Below are 16,179 nucleotides of genomic sequence, written 5' to 3'. Positions count from 1 at the left end.
AAACCAAATTGATATCGGATCGCCATATAATTGGCGCCGGTCAATTGGCCCGAGTCTAGACCCTGTGTGAAAAGTCGCGCAGCTGTACCGGATGATTCCCTCATAACTAGACGCGGTTCCCACTTCCGCTCTGTCGCGTCTGTTGTAGGAGAGACCCGGCGATGCGCTCCAGCGGCAGGACTTCCTTGGCGGCGCCCAGCTCCACTGCCTCGCGGGGCATGCCGTAGACCACGCAGGTGGCCTCGTCCTGGGCGACGGTGTGGCCGCCGGCTTGGCGGATCGCCTGCAAGCCGCGGGCCCCATCCTTGCCCATGCCGGTGAGCAGGGCAGCGATGAGGTTGCGCCCGGCACAGCGGGCGAGGGAATTGAACATTACATCCACCGCCGGCCGGTGGCCGTTCACCGCCGCCTCGCGGTGCAGGCGCACCACGTAGTTGGCACCGCTGCGCTGCACTTCCATGTGGTAATCGCCAGGGGCGAGCAGCACGTGGCCGGGGAGGATGCGGTCGCCATCGCGGGCCTCGCGCACGGACAAGCGCGTCTGACGGTCCAGTCGCTCGGCGTAGGACTTGGTGAAGCCTGGTGGCATGTGCAGGGTCACGACGGTGCCGGGGCAGTCCGGCGGCAAGCCGAGCAGGACTTCCTTGATGGCCTCGGTACCGCCGGTGGAGGCGCCGATGGCAAAAATCTTCTCGGTGCTCAGCAGCGGCGCGCTGCTCGTTGCCGGTGCACCCGCGACGGTGGCGGGGCGGGCGCGGGGCAGCCGGGCGCGGGCGGCGGCCTTGAGCTTGGCGCAGATTTCCTCGGCATAGGCCTGCATGCCTTCGGCGATGCCCAGGCGCGGCTTGGCGATGAAGTCGATGGCGCCCAACTCCAGGGCGCGCAGGGTGGCTTCGGAACCCTTCTCGGTCAGCGAGGAGATCATCAGCACCGGCGTCGGTCGGCCTTTCATCAGCTTGTCGAGGAAAGTCAGGCCGTCCATGCGCGGCATTTCCACGTCGAGGGTGATGACGTCCGGCGCGTGCTGCTTGATCAGGTCGCGGGCAACGAAGGCGTCGGGCGCGGCGCCCACCAACTGCAGTTCCGGGTCGTTCTGGATGATGTCCTTGAGCAGGCTGCGAATCAGCGCCGAGTCGTCGACGATCAGCACCTTGACGGTCATCGGGCGTCCCTCCGTTCAGAACAGATCAATGCTCCCGCCGCGCTCCCGGCGGGACAGTTGCTGGCAGTACTGCCGCTCGCGTTGCAGCACCGTATCGTTGGCCAGGGTGCGCAGCTTGCGCACCAGCACCCGGCCGCTGCCGGGAAAGAAGTAGACCTTGCGCGGGTGCACGTCGAGCAAGTCCTGGGCGGCCAGCGGGATGCCTTCGTTGTCCAGGTAGTCGAGGACGAATTCGACGTTGCGCTGGCCGACGTCGGCACTGAGATTCTTCAACACCGAGCCACCGCCGAACACCTTGGCCTCGAAGTGCCGGCGCTGGCCGCCGCGACGCATCAGGCCGTTGATCAGCAGGTCCATGGCGTGCACGCCGTAGCGCCCGGAGTTGGACAGCAGGCCCTGCACGCCGGTGTCGCCGGGCAGCATGAAGTGGTTCATGCCGCCCAGCCCGCTGCTGCGGTCGCGCAGGCAGACCGAGACACAGGAGCCGAGCACGGTGACCAGCATCAGCGGCTCGGCGGTGACGTAGCACTCGCCGGGCAGCAGCTTCACCGCTTCCATGCCGAAGCGCGGGTCGTAGTAGCGATTGGGTTGGTCGAGGGCGGCGCCCATCAATGGCTCCCCACCGCCTGGTAGGTTGTGCGCCCTACCGAACGGACCAGGTGGCTGGCGTGGACGAAGTTTTCCGAGTGCCCGGCGAAGAACAGCCCGCCCGGCCGCAGCAGGCGCACCATGCGTTCGAGCAGGCGGGTCTGGGTCGGCTTGTCGAAATAGATCATCACGTTGCGGCAGAAGATTGCGTCCAGGTTGCCGGGGATACCCCAGTCGCGGTCCAGCAGATTGATCTGCCGGTAATCGATCATCTGCCGCAGCTCGCGCACCACCCGCGCCTTGCCGGCGTTGCCGCCTGTGCCGCGGAGGAAGAAGCGCTTTTTCTGCGCGGGACTCAGCGCCTCGATGCGCTCCAGCGGATAGATGCCCTGGCGCGCCTGGCCGAGTACGCCGGTATCGATGTCCGAGGCGATCAGCTCGATGGGCGGGGCGAAGCTGCCCAGTGCGTCCACCAGGGTCATGGCCATGGAGTAGGGCTCCTCGCCGGTGCTCGAGGCGGTGGACCAGAAGCGCAGCGGCTGGTGGTCGCCCAGCTGCTCGGCGGCGAAGCGCCCCAGGTGGTCGAAATGATGCTTCTCGCGGAAGAAGGCGGTGAGGTTGGTGGTCAGTGCGTTAACGAACTGCTGCCACTCTTCCTCATGGCTTTCCAGGTAGGCGAAGTACTCGGCGAAGCTGCCCAGGCGCAGGCTGCGCAGCCGCCGCGAGAGGCGGCTGTAGACCAGCTGCTGCTTGTTCTCCGAGAGGCTGATGCCGGCGTGCTGGTAGAGGCGCTCACGCACCTGTTGGAAGTCCCGGCGGGTGTAGTGGAATTCGTGCTCGGGGGCGGGCAGGTGGATGGGCATTGGTGGGTCTCACTGCGTGGACGGATTGCCGAGGCGCATGACCCGGAATGGGTGATTGGCCGCGATGGCGGATAACGCCTTTGGCGTTATGCGCCCTACTTCGTTGGATCGGGAAGGTTCTGTGCTGGACGTTTCCCTCACCCCAGCCCTCTCCCAGGGGGAGAGGGGGCCGTTCGGTGTGTCCGGGTGTCGCGGTACTTCCAGCCATGCCTATCAGTCCCCTCTCCCTTTGGGAGAGGGTTAGGGTGAGGGGCTTTTGGCACCCACACCAGCAACCATCGCCTGACCATCCCTGGCCCGCGCGCGGCAGCCGACCCTCCCATTGCTCCGGCCGCCGCCATCCTTCAGCCCCGCCCGATCAGAACTCTTCCCAGTCGTCTTCCTTGCCCTTGGCGCGTACCGCCTTGGCCACGCCGCGAGCGGCGCGCGAGGCGTGCGCCACCGGCTCGGCGCGGGCCGGGCGGGCGGAGGCCAGCGGCACCACGGTGGCCGCGATGGATTCGAGCTTGAACACCCCGACCTGCTGGTTGAGCATGCCGGCCTGCTCCTGCAGGGCCTCGGCCGAGGCGGCGGCTTCTTCCACCAGCGCAGCGTTCTGCTGGGTCATTTCGTCCATCTGCGACACGGCGCCGTTCACCTCCTCGATGCCGCTGCTCTGCTCAGCGCTGGCGGCGGCGATCTCGGCCATGATGTCGGTGACGCGCTTGATCGCCACCACGATGTCGCTCATGGTCTGGCCGGCCTGGGCGACCAGGGTGTTGCCGCTCTCGACCTTGTCCACCGAGTCGTTGATCAGCGTCTTGATCTCCTTGGCGGCGGCGGCGGAGCGCTGCGCCAGGGTGCGCACTTCACCGGCCACCACGGCGAAGCCGCGGCCCTGCTCGCCGGCGCGGGCGGCTTCCACCGCGGCGTTGAGCGCGAGGATGTTGGTCTGGAAGGCGATGCCGTCGATCACCCCGATGATGTCGGCGATCTTGCGCGCCGAGTCGTTGATGGCCGACATGGTGCCCACCACCTTCTGCACCACGCTGCCGCCCTCGGTGGCGACTTCGGAAGCGTTCACCGCCAGCGAATTGGCCTGGCGCGCGTTCTCGGCGTTGAGCTTCACCGTGCTGGTCAGTTCTTCCATGCTCGAGGCGGTTTCTTCCAGGCTGGAAGCCTGCTGCTCGGTGCGGGTGGACAGCTCGGCGTTGCCGCTGGCGATCTCGCTGGCGGCGGTGTGGATGGTGTCGGCGGCTTCGCGAATCTGCCCGAGCATGCGCGACAGGCTCTGCGCGGTCTCGTTGGCGTAGTCCTTCAGCTCGCCGAAGGTGCCCTGGTAGTCGGCGTCGATGCGCTGGGTCAGGTCGCCCTGGGCCAGGGCGCCGAGCACCCGGGTGACATCGCGCAGGCCCTTGTCGGCGGTGTCCACCAGGCTGTTCAGGCCGGTGGCGATCTTCAGGAAGAAGCCCTCTTTGTTGGAGGCCTCGATGCGCTTGCTGAAGTCGCCAGCGACGGCGGCATCCACCAGTTGCGAGACTTCCTGCTCGGCGCGGAACTCCTCGGTGCGGTCGGTCCACTGCACGGCCGAACCCAGGCGCTCGCCGGCATCGTTGAACACCGGCACCACGTCCAGGGCGAAGCGGCGGCCGCCCAGGCTCAGCTCGGCCTTATGCCGCGCGGTGAGGTGCGCGAGCATGCCGCGCTGGTGCGCCGGGTTCTTGTGGAACATGTCGATGTTCGCGCCCATCAGGCGGCTGGCGTTGAAGTTCGGCAGTTGCTTGCGGATGTCGGCCTCGGCATTGCCGAGCATCTCGGTGACGGTGCGGTTCATGTAGATGATGTCGAGATCGTTGTTGGCGATCATCACGTTGGCCGAGACGTTATCCAGCGCACTCTTGATCCGCGCGTTGTACTCGGCGGCATCGGCGTTGGCCTTGAGGCTGTCGCGCACGCCGTCAATGGCCTCGGTGATGATGGCTTTCTTGCCCGGCAGGCGGTCCATCTCCACCGAGTAGTCACCCTTGCCGTAGGCGGTCACGGTAGCAACCACCTTCATCTTCACCGCGATGTGCGCGGCGACCAGGTCGTTGATGCCCTTGGCGATGCGCGCCGGGCGGCCGGCGAACTTGTCCACCGGGATCACCTCGTCGATCCAGCCCAGCTCGTGCTGGCGCGTCATCTCCACCAGCCCGGCCTCCAGGGCTTCGGCCTGGGCCAGTTCAGTGCGCTGCTCGCGCAGGCTGCGCTGGACATTGCGCAGCCCGTCGTACAGGCGCTCGTAGCCGGCGGCCGGGGCTTCGCCGATGGCGACGTCGAGGTTGCCGTCGACCAGGCTGTGGAGGATGGCGGTGATGCGGTCGGCGCGTTGCTGCGCCACGGCGTGTGCGTTGAACAGACCCATGTTGTTTGTCCTCGGTCGCGATCAGGCGGCGGTTTCGTCGACCAGCGCCATCTCACGGCTGGTCATGAGTTTTTCGATGTCCACCAGGATGAGCATCCGCTCACCCGCGGTGGCCAGGCCCAGCAGGTACTCGGTGTCGAAGCTGGCGGCGAATTCCGGGCGCGGCTTGATTTCCTCGCCGGCCAGGGCGATCACGTCGGAGACCGAATCCACCACCGCGCCAACGATGCGCCGGCCGACGTTGAGGATGATCACCACGGTGAACTGGTCGTAGCTGATGTCGGCCAGGTTGAACTTGATGCGCAGGTCGACGATGGGAACGATGGCGCCGCGCAGGTTGATCACGCCCTTGATGAAGGCGGGGGCGTTGGCGATCGCCGTGACCTGGTCGTAGCCACGGATCTCCTGCACCCGCAGGATATCGATGGCGTATTCCTCGCGGCCCAGGGTGAAGGTCAGGTACTCCTGCACCGGGCTGCTTGCTGCGCTGGCTTCAGCTGCGCTCATGGGTGGGCTCTCCTTGTGCCGCCAGACGTGGCAGGGCATCGACATCGAGGATCAGGGCGACGCTGCCGTCACCCATGATGGTGGCGCCGGCGATCCCGTCGATCCGTCGGAAGTTCTGTTCCAGGCTCTTGATCACCACCTGCTGCTGGCCGACCAGTTCGTCCACCTGCAGGGCAAAGCTCTTGCCCTCGGATTCGAGGATCACCACGATCCCCTGCTCCGCCGGCATGGGCTCGGCGCCGATGCGCAGCAACTGGTTGAGGGAGAACAGCGGCAGGTATTCGCCGCGCACGCGGATCACCGTCGACTCCTCGCCGGCGAGGCCGCGCACATCGTCGGCGCGGGCCTGCAGCGATTCGACGATGTAGGTCAGCGGTACCACGTAGTTGACCTGCTCCACCGCGACGATCAGACCATCGAGGATGGCCAGGGTCAGCGGCAGACGGATGCTCATGCGGGTTCCCATGCCGGGCGCGGAGTCGATGTCGATCCGCCCGCCCATGGCCTGGATGTTGCGCCGCACCACGTCCATGCCCACGCCCCTGCCGGATAGCTCGGTGACCGCTTCGGCGGTGGAGAACCCCGGCATGAAGATCAATTGCCAGACGTCCGCGTCGCTCATCCCGTCGTGCACCGGCAGGCCCTTCTCGCGGGCCTTGGCGAGGATGCGTTCGCGGGACAGACCGCGGCCGTCATCGGAGATTTCCACCACCACGCTGCCGCCCTGGTGGCTGGCGGCGAGTTTCACCGAGCCCTGCGCCGGCTTGCCGGCCGCCAGGCGTTCGGCGGGCGTTTCGATGCCGTGGTCGATGCTGTTGCGCACGATGTGGGTGAGCGGGTCGCTGAGCTTTTCGATGACGCTCTTGTCCAGCTCGGTGTGCTCGCCCTGCAGGATCAGTTCGACCTGCTTGCCCAGGCGCGCGGAGGTGTCGTGCACCAAGCGCGGGAAGCGGCTGAAGATGAAGCTGATCGGCAGCATGCGGATCGACATCACCGATTCCTGCAGGTCGCGGGTGTTGTGTTCCAGCTGCGCCAGGGCCTGTTGCAGGCGCTCGAAGTGCGTCGGGTCGAGGTCTTCGCTGAGCTGGCTGAGCATGGCCTGGGTGATCACCAGCTCGCCCACCAGGTTGATCAGGCTGTCGATCTTCTCGACGCTGACGCGGATGGAGCTGGATTCACTGTCGGTGCGCGGCGCGGCGGCTGCTTTCGCCACGGTCGGTGCGGCTTTCGGCGCTTCGCTGGCGGCGGCTGGAGCTGCGGCGGGGGCGCCCGGTGCCTTGTCGAAGATGCCGTAGGGCTCGACGGGGCTGGCGCCTGGCGCGCCGGGGGCGTCGTCGAAGAAACCGAAATCGTCGTCGCTGCTGGCGACCGCTGCGCTGGCGCCGGGCGTGCCGGGCGCATCGTCGAAGAAGCCGAAGTCCTCGTCGCTGGCGCCGGCTTCTGCCGCGACTAGGGTGTCTTCGAACAGGCCGGAGTGGTCATCGGCGGTGGCTGCAGCCGGTGCTGCCAGCCAGGCGCGCAGGCGCTCCACGGTGGCGGCGACGGGCACGTCCGGATCGGGTACCTGGCTGCGGTGTGCGTCGAGCAGGCGCTGCAATACGTCGCGGGCTTCGAGAAAGGCGCCGATCATGTCCACGTGCAGGGCAGTCTGCCCGCAACGGATGCGGTCGAGCAGCGTCTCCAGTTCGTGGGTCACGGCGGTCAGGTCGTCGAAGCCGAACATGCCGCTGGAGCCCTTGATCGAATGCGCCGCACGGAAGATGCCATTGAGCGTCTCGGCGTCCGGCTGATCGAGGTCGAGCCCGATCAGCAGGAGTTCGAGGGTCGCCAGGTGTTCGTCGGTTTCCTCGAAGAAGACCTGGAGGAATTGCTCCATACCGGTAGCCATTCAGGGTTCCCCTAGGGCAGGACCTTGCGGGTCACTTCCAGCAGTTTCGGCGGGTCGAACGGCTTGACCAGCCAGCCGGTGGCGCCGGCGCTCTTGCCCTGCTGTTTCATGGCGTCGCTGGACTCGGTGGTCAGCATCAGGATCGGCGTGCTGCGGTAGCCGGCCATGTCGCGCAGGCTGCGGATCAGCGACAGGCCGTCCATGTTCGGCATGTTCTGGTCGGTGAAGACCAGTTGGTAGGACTTGCGCTGGGCTTTGCCCAGGCCGTCCTTGCCGTCCACGGCCTCGTCCACCTCGTAGCCGGCGGACTTGAGCGTGAAGCTCAGCATTTGCCGGATGGAGGCCGAGTCATCGACGATCAGAATCTGTTTTCCCATTGCGTTGATTCTCCTTGGGTGCAATGCGTTGCTTGTCGCCAGGCGCGCGGAACTCGCGCCATCCCGGCGCGCGGAAAGGGTGTGGGGCTCAGCCGATCAGGGCGAGGTTGGCCAGCCAGTGTTCGTTAAAGCGGGCAATGACGGACTGCAACATGGCGATGCCTCCTGGGCTCGGATCACGTCAAAACAGTTCCACTTCGCCAGCGCTGAGACTGGTCTGGGCGACCGGGTTGCTCAGGGGGCGACCGAGTTCGGCGACTTCGCCACGCAGGCGCTCGCCCCACTCGCCGGGTTCGCGACCATCCAGCGCGCCGAGGCCGACGGCGAGGGCGCCGAGGCGCGCGCTGTGCTTGCCGACCTGGCCGAGCAGTTGGCTGCTCATGTCCTGGAACTGCAGGGCGGTGACCGCGGCGTTGACGCCGTCGCCCACTTCCAGGGAGATGCGGTCCAGCTCCTGCACTACCTTCACGGTGTGCTGATTCATGGCGTCGAGATCGTCGAGCATGTGCTGGATCTTCTGGCGTGAATCCAGGGCGAAGGTCATGTCCTTGTCGGCCAACTGGCTGATGGCGCCCTCGGCGTCCTTGATCTCGTGGTAGACCACGTCGACGTGCTCGCGGATGGCCTGGGAGAAGTGCGTGGAACGGGTGGACAACGCGCGTACCTCGTCGGCTACCACGGCGAAACCGCGGCCGCTTTCGCCGGCGCGGGCGGCTTCGATGGCGGCGTTGAGGGCCAGCAGGTTGGTCTGCTTGGCGATGGCGTCCATGTCCTGGGTGGATTGCAGGATCTCGGCGATCTTGTGCGTCACGCGGTCCATGCGCTCCACCAGTTGCTGTGAGGTGCGGCTGGTCTCCAGGGTGGCTTCGACGAACAGCCCGAGGGTTTCCTGGGTGGCGTGGATGAAACGCTGGAAATCGATGTCGCCGTCCATGTGGCCGCGGCCGTCGTAGCGCTCGATCAGCGAGTGGGACAGGCCGCGCTGGGTGTCGATGCGATCGGCGAGGGCGTGGAAGCTGTCGGTCAGTTGCCGGATCGCCTGGTGCAGGAGGCTGTCGATCTGGTGGGTATGGCCGTTGAGCTGGGCCAGGTGGCCTTCCACGGCTTCCTGCAGCGGGCGCCACTGAGGCAGCTCCTCGCTGTGCAGCTTGACTGCCTGCGCCTCGGCGGCGGCCTTGCCGGTGCCGCACAGCAGGCTGCTCAGCACCAGGCTGGAGATCCAGCCCACCGGCAGCATCCACCAGAACGGCACGCCGACCGCGCAGAGCACGGCGACCACCGCCCAGGGCAGGGTCTGGATGATGAGGCGCCGCGGCCAATCCTGGCCGGCTCCTTGAACCGCCAGAGGGTCCAACTGTGAATCGCGCATTGACGTGCACTCCATTGCCGGGCGCCGGTGACCGGGCCAAACGGCTGCTGACAACCTCTTGAGCAGGAATTCGGCCCGGCGATTTAAAACTAGAGTGCCAATGGGTGATGTCAAACTGACGGCATATTCCCGTCGCAAGGGATAGACCCTTGATCTAGAGGGGTTTTCACTGAATGACCGCTTATCGCGGCTGTTTGGATGGCGACGGGCGGTAGTACGCAGCCCTTGTGTGGCGCGGGTTGTAGCGATTTTTCGATGACAAAACGTGCCGGCTGGAATGGCATCCGGAGCCACGTGATGGTCTTCGGTCAGGAAGCTTGTCGGCAGGCTGGGTAGAGCGGATTACAGGCGAGCCGATATTCGCTCTGGGCTTGCCCTCACCCCAACCCTCTCCCATAGGGAGAGGGGGCAGATTGTGCCGGCTGACGCTGGAGGTTCTCCCTGCACCGAACGGTCCCCTCTCCCGCTTGCGGGAGAGGGTTAGGGTGAGGGGCTCCGCTCGTATGGGCGCGGAAGGTATTTACAGCGTACCGAGCAGCTTGCGCGCCGCCTGGGTGTGGTCTGCGATCAGGCGCTTGAGGTCGAGGCCTTCGACCTCACCGTCGACCACGCGCCAGGTGCCGCCGATCATGATCCGGTCGGCCTTGTCGGCGCCGCACAGCAGTAGCGCGGAGAGCGGGTCGTGGCTGCCGGAGAAGCGCAGTTCGTCGAGCTTGAACAGCGCCAGGTCCGCCTGCTTGCCCACGGCCAGCTCGCCGATGTCGCTGCGGCCGATGAGTTTCGCCGAACCGCGGGTGGCCCAGCCCAGCGCGCGCTCCGGGGTGATCTGCTCGGCGCCGTAGCGCAGGCGCTGGATGTACAGGGCCTGGCGGGCTTCGAGGATCATGTTGGAGGCGTCGTTGGAGGCCGAGCCGTCCACGCCGATGCCCACCGGCGCGCCGGCGGCTTCCAGCGCCACGGTCGGGCAGATGCCCGAGGCCAGGCGCATGTTCGAGCTGGGGCAGTGGCAGACGCCGGTGCCGGCGGCGCCCAGGCGCTGGATTTCCTCATCGTTGAAGTGGATGCCGTGGGCCAGCCAGGTGCGCGGGCCGAGCCAGCCGACGCTGTCCAGGTAATCCACGGTGCGCTGGCCGAAGCGCTGCAGGCAGAAGTCCTCTTCGTCCAGGGTTTCGGCGAGGTGGGTGTGCAGGCGCACGTCTTCGCGCTCGGCCAGTTCGGCGCTGGCGCGCATGATTTCCGGGGTGACCGAGAAGGGCGAGCAGGGTGCCAGGGCGATCTGCACCTGGGCGCCTTCGCCGCGCTGGTGGTACTCGCGGATCAGCCGCTGGCTGTCGTCGAGGATGGCCTCGGCGCTCTGCACGGTCTGTTGCGGCGGCAGGCCGCCGTCGGCTTCGCCCAGGCTCATGGAGCCGCGGGTGAGCATGGCGCGCATGCCCAGTTCCTGGACCACGCCGGCCTGCACGTCGATGGCCTGCTCGAGGCCGTCGGGGAACAGGTAGTGGTGGTCGGCGGCGGTGGTGCAGCCCGAGAGCAGCAGTTCGGCCAGGGCAACCTTGGTGGCCACGCCTAGCTGGTCAGGGGTCAGGCGCGCCCATACCGGGTAGAGCGTCTTCAGCCAGGGGAACAGCGGCTGGTTCACCACCGGCGCCCAGGCGCGGGTAAGGGTCTGGTAGAAGTGGTGGTGGGTGTTGATCAGGCCGGGCGTCAGCACGTGCTGGCTGGCGTCGAAGGTCTGCTGGATCGGGGCCGAAGGCTGCTGGCCGGCAGCGACCAGTTCGACGATGCGGCCGTCCTGGACGACGATGCCGCCACGGGCGTCCTGATCATTAGCGGTGAAGATGGCCAGCGGGTTGCGCAGCCAGAGACGCGGGGAAGACATGGATGAATTCTCCAAACGGACGGAGCCGTTCGTTCGAGCCGGCTCCATGGGTTCATGGGAAGCCAGCTCAGTGTTCACCCTGTCTGCTGATCCAGGTTCCCTCGCACCCTAGCGGTTCGCTGCGCGTCGGCCATGCGGCGCTGGCGATTGTCGAGAAATACTCATTGACTGGAGTCAACTGCGCTTTCTCGCCAACCGCCGCCTTGCCTGGTTCTAGCTCGCAGAACCTGACATGGGGGTCAAGAGAACGCTCATAGTAACGGGCTCGAATGCCGTCGTCACCAGTCGATCGTCGTTCCCTGGTAGTCCAGGTAGAACTGGCCGCCGCGGCCGGCGTGGCTTTCGACCTGGTCGGCAAGGCCTTTCACGCTGGTCGGCACGTCCAGCGGCGCGGACTCGCCGCCCATGTCGGTGCGCACCCAGCCCGGATGCAGGTTGAGCACGGTGATGCCGGTTTCGCCCAGTTCGGCGACGAAGCTGCGGGTCAGCGAATTGAGCGCCGCCTTGCTCGCGCGGTACAGCGCCATGCCGCCGGATTCATTGCCGGCGACGCTGCCCAGTTCGGAGGTCATGAAGGCCAGCACGCCGTTGTCGCCGTCCAGGCGCGGCAGCAGGCGTTCGGCCAGGCGCAGCGGGGCGATGGCGTTGACCATGAACAGCTGGCCGACATCGGCGAGATTGGCGTCGATGGCCGACTGGTGCGGCGGGCCGTAGATGCCGGCGTTGATGTAGATGAGATCGAAGCGTGTGCCGGCCAGGGCTTCGGCGAGGCGGTCCTGGGAGTGCACGTCGTCCAGCAGCAGCGACTCGACGCGCACCGGCAGTGCGGCCAGTTCGCCGGGATGGGCGGCGTCGCGCACGGTGGCGGTGACGTCCCAGCCGCGGTCCAGCAGCTCGCGCACCAGGCCCAGGCCCAGGCCGCGCGAGGCGCCGATGATCAAGGCGGATTTCGGGGTGGTCATGGCAGGCTCCTGTGGCGGGGGAAGGTTGCCCAGCATACGCCGGCGCCGCTCAATCGTCGGCACGCAGGCGATCCAGGCGCAGGCGCTCGCGCGGGTCGGTGAGCCGCCACAGCGACAGGTACACCGCGCCCAGCGCGGCGATGAATCCGGCGCCGGCGAGCAGGAACATCAGCAGGATCTGGTAGCGCGCGGCGTCCAGTGGGTCCATGCCGGCGAGTATCTGACCGGTCATGATTCCCGGAAGGGTGATGATACCGGCGGCAGCCATCTGGTTCAGGGTGGGAATCAGCCCGGTGTAGAGCGCGCGGCGAATCAGTCCGCTGAGCGCGGTATGGCGGTCGGCGCCCAGGGCCAGGCGCGCTTCGATGGCCGCCCGCTCGCGGGTGACACTGGCGAACACCTGGTTCAGGGCCAGGCTGGCGGCGTTCATCGCCGTGCCGAGGATGATACCCACCAGCGGAATGGCGTGGCGCGCGTCGTACCAGGGCGTCGGGCGCAGGCTGCCGGCGAGGGCGAACAGGGCGATGCCCAGGGTGGCGATACCGACCGCGCCGCCGCCGATGCCCAGGTGCCAGAAGCCGGTCAGTCGCCGATGCTGCCGCGAGCCGACCTCGAAGGTCGCCGCGCCCAGCATGACGGCGACCACCAGCGCCGTCAGCCAGGGCGAAGACAGCGCAAATACCTGGCGCAGGAACAGACCGACCAGTACCAACTGCACCACCAGGCGTGCAGCGGAAACCAGCAGCGTGCGTTGCAGGCCCAGGCGCAGCGCCCAGGACAGCGCCGCCGCCGCAAGGATCAGCAGCGCCGCCAGGGCCAGTTCCGGCACGCTCAATTGCAGCGGTGTCATGGGTGTCGCTCCGTCAGTCCGTCGTGGTCCAGGTGCAGTTGCCGCTCGCCGAGACGTTGCGCCTGGTCGGCATCGTGGGTCACCACCAGCAGGCCCATGCCTTGCGCCTTGACCGCCAGCAACAGGCGTTCGACCTGTTCGCGATTGTCCGGGTCCAGGGCGGCGGTGGGTTCGTCCAGCAGCAGGAAGTGCGGGCGTTGCACCAGTGCGCGCAATAGCGCCAGGCGCTGTCGCTCGCCGGTGGACAGGTGCGCCACCTGGGCCTGCAGCCTCGCGGGATCGAGATTGAGCTGCGGGAGCAGCCGGCTTACGCCGTCGAGATCGGTGAAGTGCGCGGCGACGTCGTCTTCCCACCAGCCGGATTCGGCCGGTACGTAGGTCACCCACCGCCGCCAGACATGGGCCGGCTGGCTCTCGCGGTTCACCCCGCCGAGGCTGATCGCGCCCTGGTTCGGGTCGAGATCGGCGAGCATGCGCAGCAGCAGGCTCTTGCCGATGCCCGACGGGCCGCTGAGGACCGTGCAGTGGCCGGGTTCCAGGTCGAGATCGAAGGGCCCGCTGAGCGCGCCGCGCAGGCCGCGGGCGCTCAACGTGCCGACAGGAAAGGGAGAGAGGTTCATGGAAATGCCTACGCGATCGTGACGCTGGCGAGGATAGCGCAGCGTCGCGGGTCACCGCAGAAACGAAAAGGCCCGGCGTATGCCGGGCCTTGTGGATAAAAAGCCCCGGAGAGTGTGCGCCGGGGCCTGGGCAAGGAGCCCAATCAGTCGGTGGTGATCTTCGAATGCTTCTGGGTGTCCTTCATGGTCACGTAGACCAGCAGCGAACAGGCGATGCACGCGGTGACGTACCAGTAGAAGCCGCTCTCCATGCCGATGCTCTTGAACCACAGCGCCACGTACTCGGCGGTGCCGCCGAAGATGGACACGGTCAGCGCGTACGGCAGGCCCACGCCCAGGGCGCGGATCTCGGTGGGGAACAGCTCGGCCTTCACCACGGCGTTGATCGAGGTGTAGCCGCTGACGATGACCAGCGCGGCCATGATCAGGAAGAACGCGCCCCACCAGGTGTCGATGGTGTGCAGGGTGCTGAGGATCGGGTAGGTGAACACGGTGCCCAGCACGCCGAAGGCGATCAGGATCGGGCGACGGCCGATCTTGTCCGACAGCGCGCCGACGATGGGCTGCAGCAGCATGAAGAGGAACAGCGTGGCCGCCGAGATCATGGTCGAGTCGTTCTTGCTCATGCCCACGGTGTTCACCAGGTACTTCTGCATGTACGTGGTGTAGGTGTAGAAGGCCAGCGTACCGCCCATGGTCAGGCCGACCACGGTCAGGACTTCCTTGGGATGGCGGAACAGGGTGCGGATCAGGCTTTCCTTGGGCTCGTCCTTCTTGGTGCTGAAGGATTCGGTCTCTTCCATGCCGCGACGCAGGAACATGGCTACGACCGCGCACAGCGCGCCGATGAAGAACGGAATACGCCAGCCCCAGCTTTCCAGCTGCTCGACGGTCAGGGTCTGCTGCAGCACGATCAGTACCGCCAGGGCGATGAGCTGGCCGGAGATCAGGGTGACGTACTGGAAGCTGGAGAAGAAGCCGCGCTGCTCCTTGTTGGCCATCTCGCTCAGGTAGGTTGCGGAAGTGCCGTATTCGCCGCCGACCGACAGGCCCTGCAGCAGGCGCGCGAGCACCAGCAGGATCGGTGCGCCGACGCCGATGGTTTCATAGCTGGGGGTCAGGGCGATGATCAGCGAGCCGAAGCACATCAGCAGGACCGAGGCCAGCAGGGCGGCCTTGCGGCCCTTGCGGTCGGCATAGATACCCATCAGCCAGCCGCCGATCGGGCGCATCAGGAAGCCCACGGCGAAGATCGCGGCGGTGTTCAGCAGCTGGGCGGTCATGTCGCCCTGGGGGAAGAATGCCTTGGCGAAGTACAGCGAGAAGGCGGCGTAGACGTACCAGTCGTACCACTCGACCAGATTGCCGACCGAGCCACTGAAGATCGACTTGATGCGCTGGGAAGTCGTGCGGGGTGCGGCAGAAGCGGAGACGGCGCTTGCGCTATCCATGGGTATTCCTCTTGTCGTTGTTGTCGTCAGGCGTGCGGACTACGGGTTACGTCACGCCGGCGCGCCGCGAGGGCGGCGCAGTGCCGAGGGCGATAGCAGGCACCGTGCCAAGGCCAGAAAGCCGCGTGGCACTAGGGGCTTGTCTATTTATGGGGTGGCGACGGCAGGCGAAGCGGCGCCGATTGGCGGGGATGTTGAGCGGAAATCCGCCGATAGGTGGGCGCCTGTAGAAGGGCGCTTCAGCTTCGTCTGGGGGGCTCAGCCAATCGCGGACGGACTCCGCTCCCACGCGGGGTCAGGCTTTGGGCGGGAGCGGACTTCGTCCGTAATCGGTACCCGCCAGCACGGCCTACCGCTGGCGGAACAAATCCCCCGGCGTAAACCCGAACAGTCCCTTGAACGACGCGATATAGGCCGAGGTGGAGTCGTACCCGCAGTCCAGCGCCGCCGCCGTGACACTGTTGCCGGCCTCCAGCGAGCCGAGGGAGGCGAGCAGGCGCTGGCGCTGGCGCCACAGGCGGAAGGTCATGCCGGTCTCGCGCTGGAACAGCCGCGACAAGGTCTTCTCCGACGTACCGATGCGCTGCGCCCAGTCACCCAGGGTATGGCTGTCGGTGGGGTGGTCGATCAGCGTCTGACACAACTGCAGCAGCCGTCCCTCCTGTGGCATCGGCAGAGAGAAGGCGACCTCCGGCAGGTGGCGCAGCTGGTCCAGGAGCACTTCCACCAGCCGCGATTCGGCACTGTCGCCCTGTGGATAATCCACCGGCAGCTCGCAGAAGCTCTTGACCAGCTCGCGCGCCAGCGGCGTCACCTCCAGCACCCGGCAGCGGTCCGGCGCCCAACGGCAGGCGTCGTCGCGGATGTACAGGCTGCGCATTTCCGCCTGGGTCGAGGTCACCACCTCATGGTCAAGGAAGGCCGGAATCCAGATGGCCCGCTGCGGCGGGGCAAAGAAGCTGCCTTCGGCCGTGTGTACACCCAGTACGCCGGTGATGGCATAGGACAGCTGCACCCACGCATGGTGGTGCCGGCTGGTCCAGGAGCCCGCGCGTAGCCGCTCGGCACGCGCGTAGACTGGCCGCGGCAGGCGGTCGAGCACCGGAATCAGGCGTTGTAGCTCGGGGGGTTGTCCTTTCATCGGTACATCTTTGGAAAGTGTCGCTGATGGCCAAAGTCTGGCAGGCCAGCCCTGGAGCCTCAAGCACGGCGCCTGGCTGTGCCGGGAAACCGCAGTGTCCAGTGCCCTCGGCGGCGGCGCAAAGCGAGACCGCCCGGCG

At 66.8% G+C, this 16,179-nt stretch carries 14 protein-coding genes; all 14 read right to left on the bottom strand.

Features of this window, described 5'->3' with window-relative positions:
• Nucleotides 1–106: 106 nt before the first annotated feature.
• Nucleotides 107–1,162 carry a protein-glutamate methylesterase/protein-glutamine glutaminase gene (locus PNI01S_RS13890; protein ID WP_084358445.1) on the bottom strand — a complete coding sequence of 352 codons (1,056 nt, stop codon included), beginning with the start codon at nucleotides 1,160–1,162 and terminating at the stop codon, nucleotides 107–109.
• A gap of 15 nt (nucleotides 1,163–1,177) precedes the next feature.
• On the bottom strand, nucleotides 1,178–1,771 hold the full coding sequence (cheD, locus tag PNI01S_RS13885) for a chemoreceptor glutamine deamidase CheD (RefSeq protein ID WP_024766251.1): 594 nt from the start codon (nucleotides 1,769–1,771) through the stop codon (nucleotides 1,178–1,180).
• Nucleotides 1,771–2,613 carry a CheR family methyltransferase gene (locus PNI01S_RS13880; RefSeq protein WP_024766252.1) on the bottom strand — a complete coding sequence of 281 codons (843 nt, stop codon included), beginning with the start codon at nucleotides 2,611–2,613 and terminating at the stop codon, nucleotides 1,771–1,773. Before PNI01S_RS13880 ends, cheD begins: the two co-directional genes overlap by 1 nt.
• 358 nt (nucleotides 2,614–2,971) lie before the next feature.
• Nucleotides 2,972–4,996, bottom strand: a complete 2,025-nt coding sequence (locus PNI01S_RS13875) for a methyl-accepting chemotaxis protein (protein ID WP_038803469.1) — start codon at nucleotides 4,994–4,996, stop codon at nucleotides 2,972–2,974.
• Nucleotides 4,997–5,017: 21 nt separating this feature from the next.
• Entirely contained in the window at nucleotides 5,018–5,503 is a 486-nt protein-coding gene (locus PNI01S_RS13870) for a chemotaxis protein CheW (RefSeq protein ID WP_037012409.1), read from the bottom strand.
• A complete protein-coding gene (locus tag PNI01S_RS13865; RefSeq protein WP_084358444.1) occupies nucleotides 5,490–7,391 on the bottom strand; it encodes a chemotaxis protein CheA in 1,902 nt (633 codons plus the stop codon). The genes PNI01S_RS13870 and PNI01S_RS13865 overlap by 14 nt, the downstream gene beginning before the upstream one ends.
• An 11-nt stretch (nucleotides 7,392–7,402) precedes the next feature.
• Nucleotides 7,403–7,768 carry a response regulator gene (locus PNI01S_RS13860; RefSeq protein WP_024766255.1) on the bottom strand — a complete coding sequence of 122 codons (366 nt, stop codon included), beginning with the start codon at nucleotides 7,766–7,768 and terminating at the stop codon, nucleotides 7,403–7,405.
• A gap of 181 nt (nucleotides 7,769–7,949) precedes the next feature.
• Entirely contained in the window at nucleotides 7,950–8,702 is a 753-nt protein-coding gene (locus tag PNI01S_RS28850) for a methyl-accepting chemotaxis protein (RefSeq protein WP_240157987.1), read from the bottom strand.
• Between the two features lie 955 nt (nucleotides 8,703–9,657).
• On the bottom strand, nucleotides 9,658–11,016 hold the full coding sequence (locus PNI01S_RS13850; protein WP_024766257.1) for an 8-oxoguanine deaminase: 1,359 nt from the start codon (nucleotides 11,014–11,016) through the stop codon (nucleotides 9,658–9,660).
• A 278-nt stretch (nucleotides 11,017–11,294) separates the two neighbouring features.
• The gene (locus PNI01S_RS13845) at nucleotides 11,295–11,978 is read right to left on the bottom strand and encodes an SDR family oxidoreductase (protein ID WP_084358443.1); all 684 of its coding nucleotides are present in this window, start codon (nucleotides 11,976–11,978) and stop codon (nucleotides 11,295–11,297) included.
• 49 nt (nucleotides 11,979–12,027) lie between these two features.
• A complete protein-coding gene (locus PNI01S_RS13840) occupies nucleotides 12,028–12,828 on the bottom strand; it encodes an ABC transporter permease (RefSeq protein ID WP_084358442.1) in 801 nt (266 codons plus the stop codon).
• Nucleotides 12,825–13,448 (bottom strand): ABC transporter ATP-binding protein, encoded by a 624-nt coding sequence (locus PNI01S_RS13835; RefSeq protein ID WP_084358441.1) that lies wholly within the window; start codon nucleotides 13,446–13,448, stop codon nucleotides 12,825–12,827. Before PNI01S_RS13835 ends, PNI01S_RS13840 begins: the two co-directional genes overlap by 4 nt.
• Before the next feature lie 143 nt (nucleotides 13,449–13,591).
• A complete protein-coding gene (locus PNI01S_RS13830; protein WP_024766261.1) occupies nucleotides 13,592–14,899 on the bottom strand; it encodes an MFS transporter in 1,308 nt (435 codons plus the stop codon).
• A 349-nt stretch (nucleotides 14,900–15,248) separates the two neighbouring features.
• Nucleotides 15,249–16,040 carry an AraC family transcriptional regulator gene (locus PNI01S_RS13825; RefSeq protein WP_084358440.1) on the bottom strand — a complete coding sequence of 264 codons (792 nt, stop codon included), beginning with the start codon at nucleotides 16,038–16,040 and terminating at the stop codon, nucleotides 15,249–15,251.
• Nucleotides 16,041–16,179: the final 139 nt, after the last annotated feature.

The organism is Pseudomonas nitroreducens NBRC 12694, assembly GCF_002091755.1.
Lineage (GTDB): Bacteria > Pseudomonadota > Gammaproteobacteria > Pseudomonadales > Pseudomonadaceae > Pseudomonas > Pseudomonas nitroreducens.
The sequence above is the reverse complement of the archived record's forward strand: the minus strand, read 5'-3'. Positions and strand labels throughout refer to the sequence as shown.

Coding starts and splice junctions, on each gene's coding strand:
- PNI01S_RS13835 (WP_084358441.1), bottom strand. CDS start 13,448: ATGAACCTCTCTCCCTTTCCTGTCGGCACGTTGAGCGCCCGCGGCCTG.
- PNI01S_RS28850 (WP_240157987.1), bottom strand. CDS start 8,702: ATGGACGGCGACATCGATTTCCAGCGTTTCATCCACGCCACCCAGGAA.
- PNI01S_RS13870 (WP_037012409.1), bottom strand. CDS start 5,503: ATGAGCGCAGCTGAAGCCAGCGCAGCAAGCAGCCCGGTGCAGGAGTAC.
- PNI01S_RS13875 (WP_038803469.1), bottom strand. CDS start 4,996: ATGGGTCTGTTCAACGCACACGCCGTGGCGCAGCAACGCGCCGACCGC.
- PNI01S_RS13825 (WP_084358440.1), bottom strand. CDS start 16,040: ATGAAAGGACAACCCCCCGAGCTACAACGCCTGATTCCGGTGCTCGAC.
- PNI01S_RS13860 (WP_024766255.1), bottom strand. CDS start 7,768: ATGGGAAAACAGATTCTGATCGTCGATGACTCGGCCTCCATCCGGCAA.
- PNI01S_RS13845 (WP_084358443.1), bottom strand. CDS start 11,978: ATGACCACCCCGAAATCCGCCTTGATCATCGGCGCCTCGCGCGGCCTG.
- PNI01S_RS13865 (WP_084358444.1), bottom strand. CDS start 7,391: ATGGCTACCGGTATGGAGCAATTCCTCCAGGTCTTCTTCGAGGAAACC.
- PNI01S_RS13840 (WP_084358442.1), bottom strand. CDS start 12,828: ATGACACCGCTGCAATTGAGCGTGCCGGAACTGGCCCTGGCGGCGCTG.
- PNI01S_RS13850 (WP_024766257.1), bottom strand. CDS start 11,016: ATGTCTTCCCCGCGTCTCTGGCTGCGCAACCCGCTGGCCATCTTCACC.
- PNI01S_RS13880 (WP_024766252.1), bottom strand. CDS start 2,613: ATGCCCATCCACCTGCCCGCCCCCGAGCACGAATTCCACTACACCCGC.
- PNI01S_RS13830 (WP_024766261.1), bottom strand. CDS start 14,899: ATGGATAGCGCAAGCGCCGTCTCCGCTTCTGCCGCACCCCGCACGACT.
- PNI01S_RS13890 (WP_084358445.1), bottom strand. CDS start 1,162: ATGACCGTCAAGGTGCTGATCGTCGACGACTCGGCGCTGATTCGCAGC.
- cheD (WP_024766251.1), bottom strand. CDS start 1,771: ATGGGCGCCGCCCTCGACCAACCCAATCGCTACTACGACCCGCGCTTC.